Annotated in this window: 18 protein-coding genes; 7 read left to right on the top strand and 11 right to left on the bottom strand. The window is 74.0% G+C overall.

From position 1 onward, the window contains the following. Positions 1-29 precede the first annotated feature (29 nt). Both D7193_RS08695 and D7193_RS08690 read left to right on the top strand, forming a co-directional pair. Positions 30-2582, top strand: coding sequence for a sensor histidine kinase (locus D7193_RS08695; RefSeq protein ID WP_120778755.1), 2553 nt, complete (start codon positions 30-32; stop codon positions 2580-2582). Then, positions 2579-3259 (top strand): response regulator, encoded by a 681-nt coding sequence (locus tag D7193_RS08690; protein ID WP_120778754.1) that lies wholly within the window; start codon positions 2579-2581, stop codon positions 3257-3259. Before D7193_RS08695 ends, D7193_RS08690 begins: the two co-directional genes overlap by 4 nt. On the opposite strand, the gene D7193_RS08685 is transcribed toward D7193_RS08690, so the two are convergent. Genes D7193_RS08685 through D7193_RS08675 form a run of 3 tightly spaced genes read right to left on the bottom strand, consistent with a single transcriptional unit; the run spans position 3222 to position 4545 of the window. Beyond that, positions 3222-3641 (bottom strand): SAV_915 family protein, encoded by a 420-nt coding sequence (locus D7193_RS08685; protein WP_120778753.1) that lies wholly within the window; start codon positions 3639-3641, stop codon positions 3222-3224. The two genes, D7193_RS08690 and D7193_RS08685, sit on opposite strands and share 38 nt — an antisense overlap. After that, a complete protein-coding gene (locus D7193_RS08680) occupies positions 3638-4138 on the bottom strand; it encodes a universal stress protein (protein WP_120778752.1) in 501 nt (166 codons plus the stop codon). Before D7193_RS08680 ends, D7193_RS08685 begins: the two co-directional genes overlap by 4 nt. Next, complete coding sequence (locus tag D7193_RS08675) at positions 4135-4545, bottom strand: hypothetical protein (RefSeq protein ID WP_147434342.1); 411 nt, start codon at positions 4543-4545, stop codon at positions 4135-4137. Before D7193_RS08675 ends, D7193_RS08680 begins: the two co-directional genes overlap by 4 nt. A gap of 209 nt (positions 4546-4754) precedes the next feature. Between D7193_RS08675 and D7193_RS08670 the strand changes: the two genes are divergently transcribed. Beyond that, positions 4755-5162, top strand: coding sequence for a four-helix bundle copper-binding protein (locus D7193_RS08670; RefSeq protein WP_120778750.1), 408 nt, complete (start codon positions 4755-4757; stop codon positions 5160-5162). Positions 5163-5216: 54 nt separating this feature from the next. Here the strand turns inward: D7193_RS08670 and D7193_RS33380 are convergent, their stop codons facing one another. Then, positions 5217-5387 carry a hypothetical protein gene (locus tag D7193_RS33380; protein WP_158674783.1) on the bottom strand — a complete coding sequence of 57 codons (171 nt, stop codon included), beginning with the start codon at positions 5385-5387 and terminating at the stop codon, positions 5217-5219. A gap of 77 nt (positions 5388-5464) precedes the next feature. Then, positions 5465-5989 (bottom strand): DUF421 domain-containing protein, encoded by a 525-nt coding sequence (locus D7193_RS08665; protein ID WP_120778749.1) that lies wholly within the window; start codon positions 5987-5989, stop codon positions 5465-5467. Positions 5990-6151: 162 nt separating this feature from the next. Between D7193_RS08665 and D7193_RS08660 the strand changes: the two genes are divergently transcribed. Further along, positions 6152-8590, top strand: coding sequence for a molybdopterin oxidoreductase family protein (locus tag D7193_RS08660; protein ID WP_120778748.1), 2439 nt, complete (start codon positions 6152-6154; stop codon positions 8588-8590). Positions 8591-8592: 2 nt separating this feature from the next. Further along, positions 8593-9051: a hypothetical protein gene (locus tag D7193_RS08655; RefSeq protein WP_120778747.1), complete on the top strand. Its 459-nt coding sequence runs from the start codon at positions 8593-8595 to the stop codon at positions 9049-9051. A 45-nt stretch (positions 9052-9096) separates the two neighbouring features. Here the strand turns inward: D7193_RS08655 and D7193_RS08650 are convergent, their stop codons facing one another. Genes D7193_RS08650 through D7193_RS08640 form a run of 3 tightly spaced genes read right to left on the bottom strand, consistent with a single transcriptional unit; the run spans position 9097 to position 11404 of the window. Next, positions 9097-10053 (bottom strand): sensor histidine kinase, encoded by a 957-nt coding sequence (locus tag D7193_RS08650; RefSeq protein ID WP_120778746.1) that lies wholly within the window; start codon positions 10051-10053, stop codon positions 9097-9099. After that, positions 10050-10883, bottom strand: a complete 834-nt coding sequence (locus D7193_RS08645; RefSeq protein ID WP_206611857.1) for an MEDS domain-containing protein — start codon at positions 10881-10883, stop codon at positions 10050-10052. The genes D7193_RS08650 and D7193_RS08645 overlap by 4 nt, the downstream gene beginning before the upstream one ends. Before the next feature lie 41 nt (positions 10884-10924). Further along, positions 10925-11404 carry a MarR family winged helix-turn-helix transcriptional regulator gene (locus D7193_RS08640; protein WP_206611856.1) on the bottom strand — a complete coding sequence of 160 codons (480 nt, stop codon included), beginning with the start codon at positions 11402-11404 and terminating at the stop codon, positions 10925-10927. A 135-nt stretch (positions 11405-11539) separates the two neighbouring features. Here D7193_RS08640 and D7193_RS08635 point away from each other — a divergent pair, with 135 nt between their 5' ends. Together D7193_RS08635 and D7193_RS08630 are read left to right on the top strand one after the other, a co-directional pair. Continuing rightward, on the top strand, positions 11540-13861 hold the full coding sequence (locus D7193_RS08635; protein ID WP_241562854.1) for an LLM class flavin-dependent oxidoreductase: 2322 nt from the start codon (positions 11540-11542) through the stop codon (positions 13859-13861). Continuing rightward, on the top strand, positions 13858-14766 hold the full coding sequence (locus tag D7193_RS08630; RefSeq protein ID WP_120778745.1) for an LLM class flavin-dependent oxidoreductase: 909 nt from the start codon (positions 13858-13860) through the stop codon (positions 14764-14766). Before D7193_RS08635 ends, D7193_RS08630 begins: the two co-directional genes overlap by 4 nt. Positions 14767-14774: 8 nt before the next feature. On the opposite strand, the gene D7193_RS08625 is transcribed toward D7193_RS08630, so the two are convergent. The 3 genes from D7193_RS08625 to D7193_RS08615 all read right to left on the bottom strand — a co-directional run bounded on the left by D7193_RS08625 (position 14775) and on the right by D7193_RS08615 (position 17628). Then, positions 14775-16040 (bottom strand): RNA polymerase sigma factor, encoded by a 1266-nt coding sequence (locus D7193_RS08625; RefSeq protein WP_120778744.1) that lies wholly within the window; start codon positions 16038-16040, stop codon positions 14775-14777. Positions 16041-16048: 8 nt separating this feature from the next. Continuing rightward, on the bottom strand, positions 16049-16384 hold the full coding sequence (locus D7193_RS08620; protein WP_120778743.1) for a YciI family protein: 336 nt from the start codon (positions 16382-16384) through the stop codon (positions 16049-16051). Between the two features lie 371 nt (positions 16385-16755). Next, complete coding sequence (locus D7193_RS08615) at positions 16756-17628, bottom strand: alpha/beta fold hydrolase (protein WP_120778742.1); 873 nt, start codon at positions 17626-17628, stop codon at positions 16756-16758. Between the last annotated feature and the right edge of the window lie 188 nt (positions 17629-17816).

Raw genomic sequence — 17816 nt, 5'->3', positions numbered from 1 at the left:
CGTCACCGGGCGCAGGAGAGGATGGTTCCGTGCCACGAGGAGAGCTGCGCATCTACCTGGGCGCCGCACCCGGCGTCGGGAAGACGTACGCCATGCTCGAGGAGGCACACCGGCGGGCCGAGCGGGGCACCGACGTGGTGATCGGGCTGGTCGAGACCCACGGCCGCAAGCACACCGCGGCCATGATCGGCGACCTGGAGCAGGTGCCCCGCCGCTCGATCGAGTACCGGAGCAGCGAGTTCGCCGAGATGGACGTCGACGCGATCCTCGCGCGCCGGCCGCAGGTGGCCGTGGTCGACGAACTGGCGCACACGAACGTGCCCGGCTCCCGCAACGGCAAGCGCTGGCAGGACGTCCAGGAGCTACTCGACGCCGGCATCGACGTGCTCTCCACGGTCAACATCCAGCACCTCGAATCGGTCAACGACGTCGTCGCCCAGATCACCGGGACCGTCCAGCGGGAGACGGTGCCCGACGAGATCGTGCGGGCCGCCGAGCAGGTCGAGCTGGTCGACATGACCCCCGAGGCGCTGCGGCGGCGGATGGCGCACGGCAACATCTACCGGCCCGACAAGATCGACGCGGCGTTGGGCAACTACTTCCGGGTCGGCAACCTCACGGCGCTGCGCGAGCTGGCGCTGCTCTGGCTGGCCGACAAGGTGGACGAGCAGCTCGGCCGCTACCGCGACCAGCAGGGCATCGCCGAGACGTGGGAGACCCGCGAGCGGGTGGTCGTGGCGCTGACCGGCGGGCCGGAGGGGGAGACCCTGGTACGCAGAGCGGCCCGTATCGCGGCCCGCAGCAAGGGCGCCGACCTGCTCGCCGTGCACGTGGCCCGCAGCGACGGGCTCGTCGGCGCCGACCCGGCGCAGCTCGCCCGGCAGCGGGTGCTCGTGGAGAGCCTCGGCGGCACGTACCACCAGGTCCTCGGGGCCGACGTGCCGGCCGCCCTGCTCGACTTCGCCCGGGGCGTCAACGCCACCCAGCTGGTGCTCGGCGCCAGCCGCCGCGGCCGCTTCGCCCAACTGCTCTCCCGTGGCGTCGGCGTGACGACCATCGCGCACTCCGGCGCCATCGACGTGCACCTGGTCACCCACACCGAGGCCGGCCGCGGGCGTCGGGCCGGTGGGGTGCCGGCGGCGCTGTCCCGGCGCCGGCGGTTGCTCGGTTTCGCCCTCGCGGCGCTCGGCGTGCCGCTGCTGACGCTGGCGCTCACCCTCCTGCCCGACCTCACCCTGGCCAGCGACATCCTGCTCTTTCTCGCCGCCGTGGTCGCGGTCGCTCTCGTCGGCGGGCTCTGGCCGGCGCTCGTGGCCGCGCTCGGCGGGTCGCTGATCCTCAACTGGTTCTTCACCCCGCCCTTCCACACGCTGACCATCAACGAGCCGGACAACCTGCTCGCCCTGGCCGTCTTCGTCGGGGTGGCGGTCTCGGTCAGCTGGGTCGTGGACGTCGCCGCGCGGCGCACCCGGGAGGCCGCCCGGGCCGCCGCCGACGCCCAGACCCTCGCCGCGGTGGCCGGTGGCGTGCTCCGGGGCGGGCGGCCGCTCATCGCGCTGCTCGACCAACTGCGGGAGACGTTCGGGCTGCGCGCCGTCAGCATGCTGGAACTCGCCGAGGAGGCCAGCGGCCGGCCGGCCCGGGCGCGGGAGGAGCGGTCCTGGTGCGTGGTGGCGAGCGTCGGCGAACACCCGGCTACCACGCCGGACGTCGGGGAGACCACCGTGCCCGTCGACGAGCGGATCACCATCGTGCTCTGCGGGCGGCGACTGGAGGCCGCCGACCGCCGGCTCGTCGAGGCGTTCGCCGCGCAGGCCGCGGTGGCGCTGCGGCAGGAGCGGCTGGCCGAGGAGGCCGCCACGGCCCGGCCGCTCGCCGAGGCGGACCGGATGCGGACCGCGCTGCTCGCGGCCGTCAGCCACGACCTGCGTACGCCGCTGGCCTCGGCGAAGGCGGCCGTGACCAGCCTGCGCAGCCCGGACATCGAGTTCGACGAGGCGGACCGGGCGGAGCTGCTGGCCACCGCCGAGGAGTCGCTGGACCGGCTGGCCCGCCTGGTGGCGAACCTGCTCGACATGAGCCGGCTCCAGGCGGGCGTGCTGGGCCTCACCCCGGCCGCGATCGGCCTGGAGGACGCCGTGCCGCGCGCCCTGGACGAACTTGGGCCGCCCGCGGCGGGCGTCAGCACCGACATCCCGGCCGACCTGCCGGCCGCCACCGCCGACCCCGGCCTGCTGGAACGGGTGCTCGTCAACATCATCGCCAACGCTCTGCGCTACAGCCCGCCCGACCGCCCGCCCACCGTGACCGCGAGCGCGCACGCCGGCCAGGTCGAGCTGCGGGTCATCGACACGGGCCCGGGCATTCCCGAGGACCAGTGGGAGCACGTGTTCCTGCCCTTCCAGCGCCTCGGCGACCGGGACAACCAGACCGGGGTGGGGCTCGGGCTGGCGCTCTCGCGTGGACTCGCCGAGGCGATGGGCGGCAGTCTCACTCCGGAGACCACGCCGGGTGGTGGACTGACCATGGTGCTGCGGCTGCCGGCCGCCACCGCGGGCATGGTGGAGGGACCACAGGAATGACACGCGTCCTGGTCGTCGACGACGAACCGCAGATCCTGCGGGCCTTGAGGATCAACCTGCGCGCCCGCCGGTACGACGTCGTGGTCGCCGACACCGGCGCGGGCGCGCTCAAGGCCGCCGCGAGTCACCCGCCCGACCTGGTCGTCCTCGACCTGGGCCTGCCCGACATGGACGGCGTCGAGGTGATCCGCGGCCTGCGCGGGTGGACGAGCGTGCCGATCATCGTGCTCTCCGGACGGGCCGGCAGCGAGGACAAGGTGGAGGCGCTGGACGCGGGCGCCGACGACTACGTGACCAAACCGTTCGGGGTCGAGGAACTGCTGGCCCGCATCCGGGCGGTCACCCGGCGGCTCAGCCCCGCCAGCGAGACCGGCGCCACCCTGCGCGTGGGACGCCACACCGTCGACCTCGCCGACCACACGGTCACCCGTGACGACGGCGTCGAGGTCAAGCTGACCCCGATCCAGTGGTCCGTGCTGGAGAAGCTGCTACGCCACCCCGGCAAGCTGGTCAGCCAGCGGCAGCTGCTGCACGAGGTGTGGGGGCCGGAGTACGAGAACGAGAGCAACTACCTGCGGCAGTACCTGGCGCAGCTGCGCCGCAAGCTGGAGGACGACCCGGCACGCCCCCGGCACCTGATCACCGAGCCCGGGATGGGCTACCGGTACCGGCCCTGAGCGGTGGACCGGACGCGTCGCGCGCCCCGGCGAGCGCGGGCCGGCGGACCACCGGCACGCGGGACGGCTCGGGCCGGACGGGAGGCGCCACGAGGAGTGGGTCGACCTGGATCCGCTCGACGCCCAGCGGCCTCAGCATGCCCCGCAGCGCGGCCTCGCAGAGCTGGATCCACGGCTGGTCGTCGCCCATCGCGGCGGCCAGTTTCTCCGGCCCGCTGAAGGCGAGACCGACCCGCTGCCCCTGCGGGAGCCGGCCGGTCCGTACGACCACCAGGTCTCGTCCCGGCACGGTGCGTACCGGGACGAGCCAGGTATCCGGACCGTCGTCCATCGTGGTGCCTTTCGTCCAGGTTGTCGGCCGGCCGTCGGGACGGCCGGTCACGGGGTGAATCGTTCGAGATCGCGGCCGAAGCGCCGGATCGTCTCGGCGCGGGCCCAGGCCGGCGCGGGCACCGCGATGACGGGCACGCCGGCCCGCGACACGCAGTACCGGGTGACGTGCCCGCCCGCGCCGAACCGGCCCCGCCGGGGGCTGCCCACGACCAGGACGTCGTTGTCGCGGAACGCGTGGTCGACCAGCACCTGGCCGGCGTAGCCCTGCTCCGCGACGACCCGCACGGCCACGTCGTGGGGTACGCCCCCCAGCGCGGCGTCGAAGGCCTCCTTCACGTACACGCGGGCCGCCCGGGCCAGGTCCTCCTGCCAGATCCAGGGCATGGTGCCGGGGCGCCAGACGGGCGCGAAGGCCCACGCCCGTACCGCGTGCACGCACGCGCCGTCGCGGCGGGCCAGGCGTACGGCGGTGCGCAGCGCCTCCAGCCCGGCGTACGACCGGTCGACGCCCACGACGATGCGCGGGGACGGGGAGAGGCGGCTCATGCCGGTTCCCCCAGGCGGACCGGTGCGGCGCCGACCGCCGGTGTGGCGGGGGACAGGTCGAGGGCGCGCAGGATGGAGTGCGTGACGACCACCTCGGCGCCGCCACGCCGCCGCAGGTCGACGACGGCACGGTGCAGGGTCGTCAGGCTGTCGGCGGAGAGGCGCACCACGGCGTCGATGTCCGCCGCGATCCACCAGGCGGCGACCGCGCACGGCTCGGTACGCAGGTACTCCAGCAGGTGGCTACCGGGTGTGGCGGCCGTGAGCCGGACCCCGACCAGCACCTCGTGCCGCCGTTCCGGCTCCTGCCCGGGTGGGCCGTCGACCGGCTGGTCCGGTGTTCGCCGGACCAGCCATCCGGCGTCCACCGGCTCCCGGTCCCGCCTCCCCGACCGTCGTGAGGTCATGTCGTCATCGTGGCGAGCCGGCGGGCCGGTAGCCGGTGCCGATACGGCGTTATGACGCTCGTGCGGCCAATCTTGACGCCCCGTTGACGGGCCGCGGGTGCTCGTGGCCGTCCGGCACGCGGGCGCCGCCGGCCACCAGGCATGGCCACGGGCCCTTCGGGTACGGCCGGTCGGGGAAGGCAACCGCCGACGATCGGAGGCGATCCGCGATGGCCAGCGTCACCACGTCCATGCTCGATGCGTACCCGAAGTCGATCAACCTGGACCGGGCGAAACTCGCCGCGGTGATCGACACAATCAACGCCTGCGCCCAGGCCTGCACCGCCTGCGCGGACGCCTGTCTCAGCGAGGACATGGTGGCCGAGTTGGCCAAGTGCGCCCGGTCGGACCTCGACTGCGCGGACGTCTGCACCACGACGTCCCGGGTCCTGTCCCGCCACACCGGTTACGACGCCAACGTCACCCGCAGCATGCTGGAGGCGTGTGCCACCACCTGCCGGGCCTGTGGTGACGAGTGCGCCCGGCACGCCGACCGGCACGAACACTGCCGGATCTGTGCCGAGGCCTGCCGCGAGTGCGAGCGTGCCTGCCGTGACCTGCTGGCCACCATCAGCTGAGAAGGAACCGCCGACCGCTCCGGCGTACCGGGGCGGTCGGCGGGACGAGCAGCGTCACCGCTTGGTCTGCTGCTTCGCGGTCTGCGGGTCCATGCCCTTGTCGACCCTCTTGAGGGCGTCCTTCAGCTGGCTCTCCGTCATCTTGGAGTTGCCCTCGATGCCCGCGTTGTGGGCGCGCTGACGCAGATCGTGCAGTTGCTCGCGGCTGGTCATCTCAGCCTCCATCCGTGTGACGGGCACGAGGCACGGCCTCGCGCCGGGCACCACACGCGTTCCCGACCCTGCGGCGGGCAAACGGCGGGCTAGTACACGCCCCGCTTCCGGCCCTGTTTTCGGGGTTGATCCTTGGTACGGGTGGTGACGCTGAGCTGTCCGTCGGACTCCATGCGCGCCTCCCGCACCTTCGCCACGTCGTCGATGCCCTGCTCGCGGAGCTGCTGGCGCAGCTCCTCGTCCGTGATCAGTTCCCGTCGCATGTTGCGGTGCAGCATCCGTCCGTCCCGCACCAGGACCAGTGAACTAGGCCGGATGAGCCGGGCCGCGGCAGGCCACCGGTACGCCACGGCGTCCAGCAGGTACGACCAGCCGATGATCACTGCGACGAGCAGGACCCCGTCGGTGATGGAGGTGTAGTTGCCCGACATCCCGTTCTGGGCGGCGTCGGCGAGCAGCACGATGACCAGCAGGTCGGTGACGCCGGTGGTGCCGCTCTCGCGCTTGAGGATGACCCGGAGCAGCCCGAAGAGCGTCAGGTACATGACGCTGCCCCGCACGACCGTCTCGAGCAGCGGCGTGCTCGGAACGAACAGCTGCACCCAGTCGGCCACGGAGACGGCTACCCGCCTCCTCGAGGTCCCATTCCTCGGCGGCCGACGCGGCCGGATGCAGCCCGTTTCCCCCGATGTGAGCGGCCCAGGTGTGAGGATCGGTTTCGTGGAGAAAGGTACGGACCAGTGGCCCGGAGGTCCTCACGGCGGAGGGAACGGATCATGGTTGACCGGATCGCCGACCCCTGGGGTCCCCGCACACCGTACGGCGCGGGGCAGGAGTGGCCGGTGCGCGTGGACACCTTCCTCGACGGCGACCTGCGCGAGTCGGATGTGGACTCCTGGGTGCAGTCGGCCTCGGTGCTGCACTCCAACGGTGACGCCGTCGACATCGCGGTGCGCGACGGCCGCATCGTGGGCGTCCGGGGTCGGGCCGTCGACCGGGTCAACCGGGGGCGCCTCGACCCGAAGGACCTCTACGGGTGGCAGGCCAACAACAGCCCGGACAGGCTGACCCGCCCGCTGGTACGCGAGGGCGGCCGGCTCGTGGAGACGGACTGGGACACCGCCATGGGCCGGATCGTGGCCCGGTCGAACGAACTGCTCGCGGGGCCGGGCGGGTGGGGCCACTTCGGCTTCTACACGACGGGGCAGCTGTTCCTGGAGGAGTACTACACCCTCGGGGTAATCGGCAAGGCGGGACTGGGCACCCCGCACATGGACGGCAACACCCGCCTCTGCACGGCGACGGCCGCATCGGCGCTGAAGGCCACGTTCGGCGCGGACGGCCAGCCCGGTTCGTACACCGACGTGGACCACTGCGACGCGATCGCGCTGTGGGGCCACAACGTGGCGGAGACACAGACCGTGCTGTGGATGCGGATGCTGGACCGGCGGCGCGGCCCGAACCCGCCGGCGATGCTCGCCGTCGATCCGCGCTCCACGGCGGTGACCCGGGAGGCCGACGTGCACCTCCCGATCCGCAACGGCACCAACGTGGCGCTGATGAACGGCCTGCTGCGGGAGATCATCCGCAACGGCTGGTACGACGAGGAGTACGTGGCCGCGCACACGCTCGGCTTCGACGAGCTGGCCCGGCGGGTCGACGGGTACCCGCCGGAGCGGGCGGCGGACATCTGTGACGTGCCCGCGGCCGACGTACGCCGTGCCGCGGAACTGCTCGGCTCCTCCCGGCGGCTGCTCTCCACCGTGCTCCAGGGCTTCTACCAGTCCAACCAGGCCACCGCGGCGGCCTGCCAGGTCAACAACCTGCACCTGCTGCGCGGGATGATCGGGCGCCCCGGCGCGGGCATCTATCAGATGAACGGCCAGCCGACCGCCCAGAACACCCGGGAGACCGGCGCCGACGGTGACCTGCCCGGCCTGCGGAACTGGGACAACCCGGAGCACATCGCGGAGCTGGCCCGGCTGTGGAACGTCGAGCCCGAGGTGATCCCACACTGGGCGCCGCCGACGCACGCCATGCAGATCTTCCGGTACGCCGAGCAGGGATCGATCAAGCTGCTCTGGATCAGCGCCACGAACCCGGCGGTCTCGCTGCCCGACCTGGCCCGTATCCGGCGCATCCTGCGCCGGCCCGAGCTGTTCGTGGTGGTGCAGGACCTCTTCCTGACCGAGACGGCCGAACTCGCCGACGTGGTGCTGCCCGGCGCGACCTGGGGTGAGAAGACGGGCACCTTCACCAACGTGGACCGGACGGTGCACCTCAGCGAGAAGGCGGTGGACCCGCCCGGCGAGGCGCGCGCCGACCTGGACATCTTCCTCGACTACGCGCGGCGCATGGACTTCCGCGACCGGGACGGCAGGCCGCTGATCCCGTGGACGACCCCGGAGGAGGCGTTCGAGGCGTGGAAGGAGTGCTCGCGGGGGCGGCCGTGCGACTACACCGGCCTCACGTACGACAAGCTGCGGGGCGGCAGCGGCATCCAGTGGCCGTGCACCGACGCCCGGCCGGACGGCACCGAGCGGCTCTACACCGACGGGATCTTCCCCACCGACCCGGAGGTGTGCGAGACCTACGGCCAGGACCTGGCCACCGGCGCCGAGTTCACGGCCGAGGAGTACCGGGCCAAGCAGCCGGGTGGACGGGCGTTCCTGCACGCGGTCGACTACCGGCCCTCGCCGGAGGTGCCCGACGAGGGGCACCCGTTGCTGCTCACCACCGGCCGCACCGTCTACCACTTCCACACCCGGACGAAGACCGGGCGGGCGCCGCAGCTGGACGCCGCGGCGCCGGACGTCTGGGTGGAGCTCAACGTGGCCGACGCCGAGCGCCTCGGCATCGTGGAGGGCGACCTGGTCGGTGTGGCCTCGGCGCGCGGCGCCGTGCAGGCCCGGGCCCGGCTCAGCGGGATCCGGCCCGGGGTGGTCTTCCTGCCGTTCCACTACGGCTGGTTCGACCAGGACCCGGCCGAGCGTACGCCGCGGGCCGCCAACGAGCTGACCATCACGGCCTGGGACCCGGTGTCCAAACAGCCGCTGTTCAAGGTCGCCGCGGTCGCCGTGGCCCGTCTCGCCGACGGCGGAGGCGTACCGTCACCGGCCCCCACCGTCGGGGGCAGCGCGCCCGTGGCGGCCGTCGTGCCGGCCACGGTCGGCGGCCCGGCGGCAGAGGCGACCAGCCACACCGGAGGGGAGTGACCATGCACCTCGCCCACTACCTCGGTCTGCTGCACCGCGCCCAGGTCAACCTCGCCGACGCGTTCCGGCAGGTCGGCAGCGCGCACGGGGAGGAGCCCGACGTCTACCACCTCTGCCAGCAGCTGGCGGAGCGCTGCGACGAGCACGCCGCGCAGTTGCAGCCGTTCGCGGCCCGCTACGCCGAGGAGGCGCCGGCCGAGCCGGACCGGCTGCACTCGGAGCTGTTCCGGGGCACCCGCAGCGGCGGCATCGGTCTCCTGCGCGATCTCCAGGACCTCTACCTCATGGCCGCCGAGTGCGACATCAGCTGGACCGTGGTGGGGCAGGCCGCGTACGGCGCCCGGGACCGGGACCTGCTCGCGGTCGTCAAGCGCTGCGAGGGTGAGACCTCGATACAGCTCAAGTGGCTGCGTACGCGGATGAAGCAGGCCGCACCGCAGGCGCTGGTGGTGGCGGAGTGACGGCACCGGCCGGCGGCCGGCGGCGACGCCGGCCGGGGTCGCCGGTCAGTGCGGGTTGCCGGCCGTGAGCCGCAGGGTGAAGCCGGCCGGGCCGCCGCGGTGCAGGCTCACGTGGTTGCACGACTGGTAGGTGATCCACAGGCCGAGACCGCCGGTGGCCCCGTCGCCGGCCGGAAGGAGACCGACGAACGGGTCCTTCGGGCCGGCTCCCTCGTCGGTCACCGTCGCCACGATGCGGTCCGGGCCCGCCCAGAGGCGCAGCCGGACGGGCGGGCGCCCGTGCCGCAGCGCGTTGGTGACGGTCTCGCTGACGGCCACCACGAGATCCTCCACGTCGTCCGCGGGCAGGGCACCGCGGTCGACGGTGTACACGGCGGCGCGGGCCTGCGCGGCCGTGGGGTCGGTCAGCTCGACCAGCGGGGGTGCCGTCTGCAACGGGTCGGGGGGCGCCCCCCGGTCCTCGCAGAGGTAGACGGTCGGTTCGGTGTAGGCCAGGCTGGGCACGTGGGCCCCGTCCGGGGTGGCGAACCGGGGGTGCGTACGGGCCACCTCGTCGAGCACGTGCGGGGGCGTGATCCGGGTGTCGTACGCGCACATGCTCCACAGGGGGAAGTCGTCGTACGCGTGGTTGATGGCCGACTCGTACCGGGCCCACCAGTCCCACGTCGCGCCGAACGTGGCCGTGGGCAGCTCGCCCACGATCCGGATCTGGCCGGCGCCGGCGGTCACTTGGGCGTGCAGCAGCTCCCGGTAGGAGCGGATCGCGGCGGTGGGCCGGGCGTAGACGCTGCCGCCGGTGAGGAACTCGACGCCGGAGCCGGTGGGCAGGGCCGCCCGCACCAGCCCGCCCGTACGCTCGCCGAGGGCCACGAACGTCGGCTCGCCCGCCCCGACGCCGTCGAGCAGGAACGGCACCACGACGGCGAGCAGCTCCTCGTCGGAGCCGTAGCGGACGGCCTCGTGGTAATAGCCCTGGTGGCCGGCGGCGGCGCCCGTCCTCATCCGGTCACCTCCACCGTGAGCCCGGGCAGGTCGAGCAGACCCGCGAGGCGGGACGCGGTGGCGTGCGGCGAGCGGAGCACCACGCTCGCGTTCCGGCGCCGGCCGTAGTCGTGCAGGCGTAGCAGCGCCCGGTGGTCGATGAAGCGCAGCCCGGGAGCCTGCACCACCAGGCGGCCGTCGACCGGCCGCAGGTCGGCCCGCTCCAGCGCGGTGGTGAACAGGTCCTCCGCGGTGAGATCCAGCTCGCCGGCGAGCCCGGCCCGGTCACCCTGTGAATCACAGGCGTAGAGCTGGAAGGACGCCTCCGGCGCGTTCGTCTCCGGGTGCAGGCAGGCCAGCTCGGCCGCGGCCCGGCTGCCGATCTCCCGCCGGTCGTACCCGCACATGGCGGAGAAGGGCCGGGCGCGCATGTACCGGTCGACCAGGTGCTCGTAGCGGGCGAACGCGTCGAGCTGGGCCGGGGTGCGGACCAGCGGGGTCGCCTCGGCCACCACCCGCAGCCCCCGGAAGCCGTCGGCGAGGGCGGCCTCGGTCGCGTCGGCGTACGCCCGCACCTGGGTCGGGCCGTCCACGACGGCGTCGCTGCGGTACGTGTCGCCGACCGACACCACCTCGGCCGTCCCGCGGGCCAGTGCGTCGCGCAGCGCCGGTACGGCGGACAACCGCGCGACGACCGGCTCGGCGGGGCCGGCGGCCACGTACCAGAGCCGTTCCCCGGCTGCGAGCCCGGCGGTGAGGAACGCCTGGGCCGCGTGATGGAAAGGGGCCGGATCGTCATGAACCCAGCAGACATGACCGTACGGCGTCGAAGCACCCATCTCGCTGGTCACGCCCGGTGCCCCATCCCGGCAGTCTAGGACCACCGGCCCGCTCACGGCGCCTCCGCGGGGCAGCGCTGCCGCAGCCGTTCGAGCACGGCGGCGCCGGCCTCGTCGAAGGCGTCGAGCTGGGCCGGCGTGAGCGCGTCGAAGAAGAGTTCGCGGACCCGGGCCGCGTGGGCCTGCGCGGCGCCCCGGACGGTGCTCAGCCCCACGTCCGTGATCCGGACGGTGGCCGCGCGGCCGTCCTCGGGGCAGTCGTCGCGGGCGACCAGCCCGCGCTGTTCCATCCGGCGGATCTGGTGCGCGAGGCGGCTCTTCTCCCACTGGAGCTCCTCGCGCAGCTCGCGGGCACGCAGCGCGTGCCGCGGGGCCTCGGCCAGCGCGGCGAGCACCTGGAAGTCGGACTCGGAGATGCCCGCGTCCTGCTGGAGGTGCTGGTTCAGGGCGAGCGCGAGCTTGTCGTGCATCCGGTGGAAGGCGCGCCAGACCTGGTATTCGCGCTCGTCGAGCCGGTTGCCGGAATCGCCCACCCGACCAGCGTAAATCGCGGCGCGCGGAGCGGCCCGGCCGGAGAACACGGGGTCGGCTCCTGATGACGCGGATCACAGGCGGGGGTTCGGCGCGAGCCGTATTCTGGTTGACGCATCAACCTTCGGGAGACAGTCGTGTCAGGTAACTACGGCCACCGCCTCGAGTTCGGCACGTTCATCACACCGGTGAACGCCTCACCCGAGACCCCGGTGGCGCTCGCCCGGCGCGCCGAGGCGCTCGGGTACGACCTGGTCACCTTCCCCGACGACCCGGACCAGCCGGCGCACCTGGACGCCTGGACGCTGCTCTCCTGGGTCGCCGGGAGGACCGACCGGATCCATCTCGCCGCGAACGTGCTCACCGCGCCGCTGCGGTCCCCGGCCGTCATCGCCCGCTCCGCCGCCAGCCTGGACCTGCTCTCCGGCGGCCGGCTGCAGCTCGCCCTGGGCACGGGTGACCGGGTCGCGGCCGGTTCCGCCGGCGCGTCCGGCCTCGACGCGGTCGAGGCGGTGGGCGGCCCCCGGCTCGACCCGCGCACGGCGGTCGACGCGCTCGACGAGTCGATCGACGTCGTCCGGGCCGTGCTGGACGCGGGTGACCCCACACCGGTCCGCTACCTCGGCGACCACCACCGCCTCGCGGGCGCGTCGCGCGGCCCGCTGCCGGCGCACCACATCCCGATCTGGCTCGGCGGCTCCGATCCCCGGTTGCTCCGGCTGGTCGGTACGAAGGCCGACGGGTGGCTCGCCACGTCCGGCCCGGACGACCTCGGTACCGCCAACAAGATCATCGACGAGGCGGCCCGGGCGGCCGGGCGCGACCCGGCGGAGATCCGCCGGCTGCTGAACGTCTCCGGCCGGTTCTCCGCCACCCGCCAGGGCTTCCTGCACGGACCGGCCGCCGACTGGGTCGAGGACCTGCTGCCGCTGGTCGTCGAGCACGGCATCGGCACCATCGTCCTGATGACCGACGACGGCGCGACGCTGGAGCGGTTCGCGCGCGAGGTCGCGCCGGCGCTGCGGGAGGCCGTCGACCGGGCCCTGCCCGCCCCGCTGCCGCGCACCGCCCGGCGCACCGCGAGCGTCCGCGCGAAGCGGCGTCCGGGAATCGCGTACGACGAGGTGCCGGCCTCCCTGGCCGACGGCGCCGTGGAGCCCGGCGACATCGCCTACGCCCACGTGAAGTCGACCTACCTGCGCGGCGGCGCGCCCGGCCTGGTGCTCCGGCCCCGTGACCCGGCCGAGGTGGCCGACGCGCTCGCCTTCGCCCGGGCGCACCGCCACCTGCCGCTGGGCGTCCGCAGCGGCGGCCACGGCATCAGCGGCCGGTCGACCAACGACGGCGGCCTCGTGATCAGCCTCGCCCGGATGAACGAGATCCGGGTGCTCGACGAGGCGACCCGCCGCGTCCGGATCGGGCCCGGGGCCCGCTGGATGGACGTGGCCGCAGCCCTCGCCCCGTACGGCTGGGCCCTCACCTCCGGCGACTACGGCGGCGTGGGCGTGGGCGGCCTCGCCACCGCCGGCGGCGTCGGCTGGCTGGCCCGCAAGCACGGCCTGACCATCGACCACCTGCGCGCGGTCGAGCTGGTCCTCGCCGACGGCACCCAGGTCCGCGCCAGCGACACCGAGAACCCCGACCTGTTCTGGGCGGTACGCGGCGCCGGCGCCAACTTCGGGATCGTGACCGCGTTCGAGTTCGAGGTCGACGAGGTCGGACCGGTGGGCTGGGCCCAGTTCGCGCTGGACGCCAGCCGCCCCACGGACCTCCTGACGCGCTGGGGCGCCGCCGTCGAGGCCGCGCCGCGCGACCTCACGAGCGCCATCCTCATGGGCCCGCCCCGGCCGGGTCAGCCGCCGGTCGCCCAGGTGATGGCGATGGTCGACTCGGACGACCCGGCGACGATCGTCGCGCAGCTCCAGCCGGTCGCCGACATCGCGCCGGGCTACGACCAGTCGGTCGTCATCACCTCGTACGCCTCGGTGATGGCGAACGCGAGCGACGCCCCGCACCAGGCCCAGGGCGAACCGATCTCCCGCACCGGCCTGCTCGCGCACCTCACGCCCGAGTTCGCGGAGGCCGCCGCCCGCCTGCTGGCCAGCGGGGTCGTCTACTTCTTCCACATCCGGTCGATCGGCGGCGCCGTGACCGACGTGGACCCGGACGCGATGGCCTGGAGCCACCGCGGGGCCAACTTCCACGTCACCGCGTTCGGCCGGCACCGGGGGCGGCTGGACGCTCTCTGGGACGACCTCCTCGGCCCCCACCTGCGCGGCACCTACCTCAGTTTCGAGACGGACCTGCGCCCCGAACGCGTCGGCGAGGCGTTCCCGCCCCGCACCCTGGCCCGGCTGCGGACGCTGAAGAGGCGGTACGACCCGGACTGCCTGTTCCGCGACAACTTCGCCATCGCACCCGAGCCCACACCCGAACCGTCAGCGAGGACGACACCATGACCGACTACGGGCACGACCTGCTCTTCGGTGCCTTCGTGACCCCCACCGCCCAGCCCGTCCACCACGCCGTGGACCTGGCCGTGACCGCCGACCGGGCCGGGCTGGACCTGGTCACCTTCCAGGACCACCCGTACCAGCCGCGGTTCCACGACACGTGGACGCTGCTGAGCTACGCGGCCGCGCGCACCGAGCGGATCCACCTCAGCGGCAACGTGCTCAACCTGCCGCTGCGGCAGCCGGCGGTGCTGGCGCGCAGCGCGGCGAGCCTCGACCTGCTGAGTGGCGGCCGCTTCGAGCTGGGCATCGGCGCCGGCGGGTTCTGGGACGCCATCGAGGCGATGGGCGGCCGGCGGCTCAGCCCCGGCCAGGCCGTGGACGCGCTGGAGGAGGCCATCCACGTCATCCGCGAGGTGTGGGCGGCCGACAGGCCGGGCGGCATCCGCGTCGACGGCACGTACTACCGCGTCCAGGGCGCGAAGCGGGGTCCGGCGCCGGCCCACGACGTGAAGGTCTGGATCGGCGCGTACAAGCCGAGGATGCTGCGCCTGACCGGGCGGGTGGCCGACGGCTGGCTGCCCACCCTCCAGTACCTCTCGGGCGGGCCGGCCGATCTCACGGCGATGAACGCCCACATCGATGAGGGTGCCGTCGCGGCCGGCCGGGACCCCGCGGGGGTGCGCCGGCTGCTCAACATCGGCGGCCGGTTCGCTACCAACGGCCGGGCGCTGCTCGACGGTCCGCCGGAGCAGTGGGCGGAGGACCTCGCGGGCCTGGCCCTGGAGTACGGGGTGAGCGCGTTCATCCTGGCCGCCGACGACCCGGCCACGCTCGAACTGTTCGCCGCCGAGGTCGCCCCGGCCACCCGGGAACTCGTCGCCGAGGAGCGTGCCCGCGCCAGCCGCTGACCGGCGCGTCAGGCGGTGTCCGCCTCGACCGCGGCCAGCCGGCGGCGCAGGTGCTCCCGCTCCGGCTCGGTGCCCGCGAGGTCCAGCGCCTCCCGGTAGGCGACCGCGGCCTCCGCGCGGCGGCCGAGCCGGCGCAGCAGGTCCGCCCGCGCCGCCGGGTAGGGGTGGTGACCCCGCAACTGCGGCTCCCCGGCCAGGTCGTCGAGCAGGGCGAGGCCGGCTTCCGGGCCGTCCCGCATGGCGACCGCCGCGGCCCGGTTCAGCGCGACCACCGGCGACGGCGACAGCACCAGGAGGACGTCGTAGAGCGCGACCACCTGCGGCCAGTCGGTGGACGCCTCGTCGGCGGCCTCGTCGTGCAGCGCGGCGATGGCGGCCTGCACGCCGTACGGGCCGGGCGGGCCGCCGGTCAGCGCCGTGAGCACCAGCGCCTGCCCCTCGGCGATCATGTCCCGGTCCCACCGGGTGCGGTCCTGGGCGTCGAGGAGCACCAGCTCGCCACCGGGGCCGGTGCGGGCGTCCCGCCGTGCGTGGACCAGCAGCATGAGCCCGAGCAGGCCGGCCACCTCGCGCTCGGCGGGCAGCAGCCGGCGCAGGATCCGGGCCAGCCGGATGGCCTCCTCGGCGAGGTCGAGGCGCTGGAGGTGCGGGCCGGAGCTGGCCGCGTACCCCTCCGTGAAGATCGAGTAGACCGCCTGGAGCACCCCGGGCAGGCGCCCCGGCAGCTCGTGCGGGTCGGGAACCCGGAACGGGATCCGCGCCTCGCGGATCTTCTTCTTGGCGCGTACCAGCCGCTGGGCCATCGTCGCGGTCGGAACGAGGTAGGCCCGCGCCACCTCGGGTGTTGTCAGCCCGGCGAGATAGCGCAGGGTCAGCGCCCCGCGGTCCGCGGCGGGCAGCGCCGGGTGGGCACAGGTGAAGAAGAGCCGCAGCCGCTCGTCGGGCAGGCCACCGTCGGTGTCCGCGGGCGCGGCCGGGCCGGCCCGCTCCGCCTCCGCGGCCAGGAGGGCCAGCCGGGCCGCGTACGCCTGGTCGCGCCGCAGGCGGTCGACGGCCCGGCGGCGGGCCGTGGTGAGCAGCCAGGCGCCGGGCCGGGCCGGTACGCCGTCCGCCGGCCAGTGCCGCAGGGCCGCCTCGATCGCCTCGGACGCGACGTCCTCGGCGAGGTCGAGGTCGCCGAAGCGGTGGACCAGGGCGGCGAGCAGCCGGCCGCGTTCCTCGCGGAACACCGCCTCGACCGAGCCGTGCGTGCCGGCTGCCCGCTCGTCCGTCACGGTCGCGCCTAGAACTCGGCGACCGGCCGCACCTCGACCGCCCCGTTGCCCCGTGACCCGGGGCAGCGGGCCGCCCAGTCCAGGGCGACGTCGAGGTTCGGTACGTCGATGACGTAGTAGCCGCCCAGCACCTCCCGCGTCTCGGCGAACGGCCCGTCGGTGACGGCCCGCTCACCGGTCGCGTCGACCCGGACGGTGGTGGCGGTGGTCAGGTCGGCCAGCGAGTGGCCGGAGACGACGATCCCCGCCTCCGTGGCCTCCTTGTCGTAGGCCACCCAGTCCTCGAAGGTGCACGGGTCCGGCGCCTCCGCGGACCCGCTGTAGATCAGCAGCATGTACTTCATGTCCCACTCCTGTCTCTCCCGGTTGCCGTACGCCGTGACGACGAACGGGACCGGCGCGGATCGACACGCCCTCGGAAAAATTCTGCCCTCCGCTCCGAGGGTGACGGAGAGTCACTGCCCGCTCGATCCGGCGTGTACCCCATCTCGACGCTTTGCTCTGCACCCGCGGACGCACCACGGCGATGAGCTGGTGAAATCTCGGAGCGGCACCGATCCGATGCCGAGCTGTCATGACGCTGCGTGCTTGGTGCCTATAGGGGTGCAGAGCAAAGGGCGGGAGGTGGGTGCCGGTCGGCGCTCGCGCAGTGACATCGGGTGACGACTGGCGGCCGGCTCGGGCGGACAGCCGAGCCGGCCGTGAGCCGCCGCCCTTACCGGGCGAGCAGCGCCCGCAACGCCTCGACGACCTCCGCCGGCGCCTCCTCGGCCATGAAGTGGCCGCACGAGACGGTGCGGTGCGCCAGGTCGGGCGCCCAGGCCCGCCACAGCGCGGCGGCGTCGTAACCGAGGGCGGCGCCCCAGTCCTGCTGGAGGACGGTCACCGGCATCCGCAGCCGGTTACCCGCCGCGCGGTCGGCCTCGTCGTGCGCGACGTCGATCCCGGCCGAGGCCCGGTAGTCGGCCACGATCGAGGTGACGGCCTCCCGGGACGCCGCCAGGTACGCGGCCCGCACGTCGGCGGGGATCGCCTCCGGGTCGCGGGTCCAGATGTCCAGAAAGTGCCCGAAGAACGCGTCCGGGCTCCCGCTGATCAGCTGCTCGGGCAGGCCGGGCGGCTGGGCCATGAGGTAGAGGTGGAAGCCCACGGCCGCCGTGGTGCCGTGCAGGACGTCCCACATGTCGAGGGTGGGCAGCACGTCGAGCGCCGCGAGGTGGGTGACCGCGTCCGGGTGGTCGAGGCCGGCCCGGACGGCGACCAGCGCCCCGCGGTCGTGGCCGGCCAGGGCGAACCGGTCGAACCCGAGCGCCCGGGCGAGCGCCACCACGTCGGCGGCCATCGTCCGCTTGGCGTACCGCTCGCCGTCGGTGTCGGCCGGCTTGTCGCTGGCACCGTAGCCGCGCAGGTCCGGGCAGATCACCGTGTGGTCGGCGGCGAGGTCGGCGGCCACGTGCCGCCACATGAGGTGGGTCTGGGGGAAACCGTGCAGCAGGACGACCGGGCTGCCGGAGCCGCCCACGGCCGCCCGGAGCGTCACGCCGTCGTCCACGGTGACGCGCTGGTAGTCGAAGCCCTTGATCTCCACGGGGAGCCTTTCGTTGTCGGAGGTCCGGGGCGGACCAGCGGCCCGCACCCGGTGTTACGCGTCGAGCCTGCGTCCCGCCGATCAGCAGGCGATGAGTGCCGGATGAGTGCCCGGATGAGTGCCCGATCCCCGACGTCCCGGCGAGGCGACACGCCGGCCGACGGCCCCCTCGGCCGTCACCGACCGGC

The organism is Micromonospora costi (assembly GCF_003626655.1).
Classification (GTDB): Bacteria; Actinomycetota; Actinomycetes; order Mycobacteriales; family Micromonosporaceae; genus Micromonospora; species Micromonospora costi.
This window is presented reverse-complemented; position numbering and strand designations above follow the sequence as displayed.

Coding starts and splice junctions, on each gene's coding strand:
- D7193_RS08670 (WP_120778750.1), top strand. CDS start 4,755: ATGGCCAGCGTCACCACGTCCATGCTCGATGCGTACCCGAAGTCGATC.
- D7193_RS08680 (WP_120778752.1), bottom strand. CDS start 4,138: ATGAGCCGCCTCTCCCCGTCCCCGCGCATCGTCGTGGGCGTCGACCGG.
- D7193_RS33380 (WP_158674783.1), bottom strand. CDS start 5,387: ATGGAGGCTGAGATGACCAGCCGCGAGCAACTGCACGATCTGCGTCAG.
- D7193_RS08675 (WP_147434342.1), bottom strand. CDS start 4,545: ATGACCTCACGACGGTCGGGGAGGCGGGACCGGGAGCCGGTGGACGCC.
- D7193_RS08655 (WP_120778747.1), top strand. CDS start 8,593: ATGCACCTCGCCCACTACCTCGGTCTGCTGCACCGCGCCCAGGTCAAC.
- D7193_RS08650 (WP_120778746.1), bottom strand. CDS start 10,053: ATGAGGACGGGCGCCGCCGCCGGCCACCAGGGCTATTACCACGAGGCC.
- D7193_RS08630 (WP_120778745.1), top strand. CDS start 13,858: ATGACCGACTACGGGCACGACCTGCTCTTCGGTGCCTTCGTGACCCCC.
- D7193_RS08660 (WP_120778748.1), top strand. CDS start 6,152: ATGGTTGACCGGATCGCCGACCCCTGGGGTCCCCGCACACCGTACGGC.
- D7193_RS08620 (WP_120778743.1), bottom strand. CDS start 16,384: ATGAAGTACATGCTGCTGATCTACAGCGGGTCCGCGGAGGCGCCGGAC.
- D7193_RS08690 (WP_120778754.1), top strand. CDS start 2,579: ATGACACGCGTCCTGGTCGTCGACGACGAACCGCAGATCCTGCGGGCC.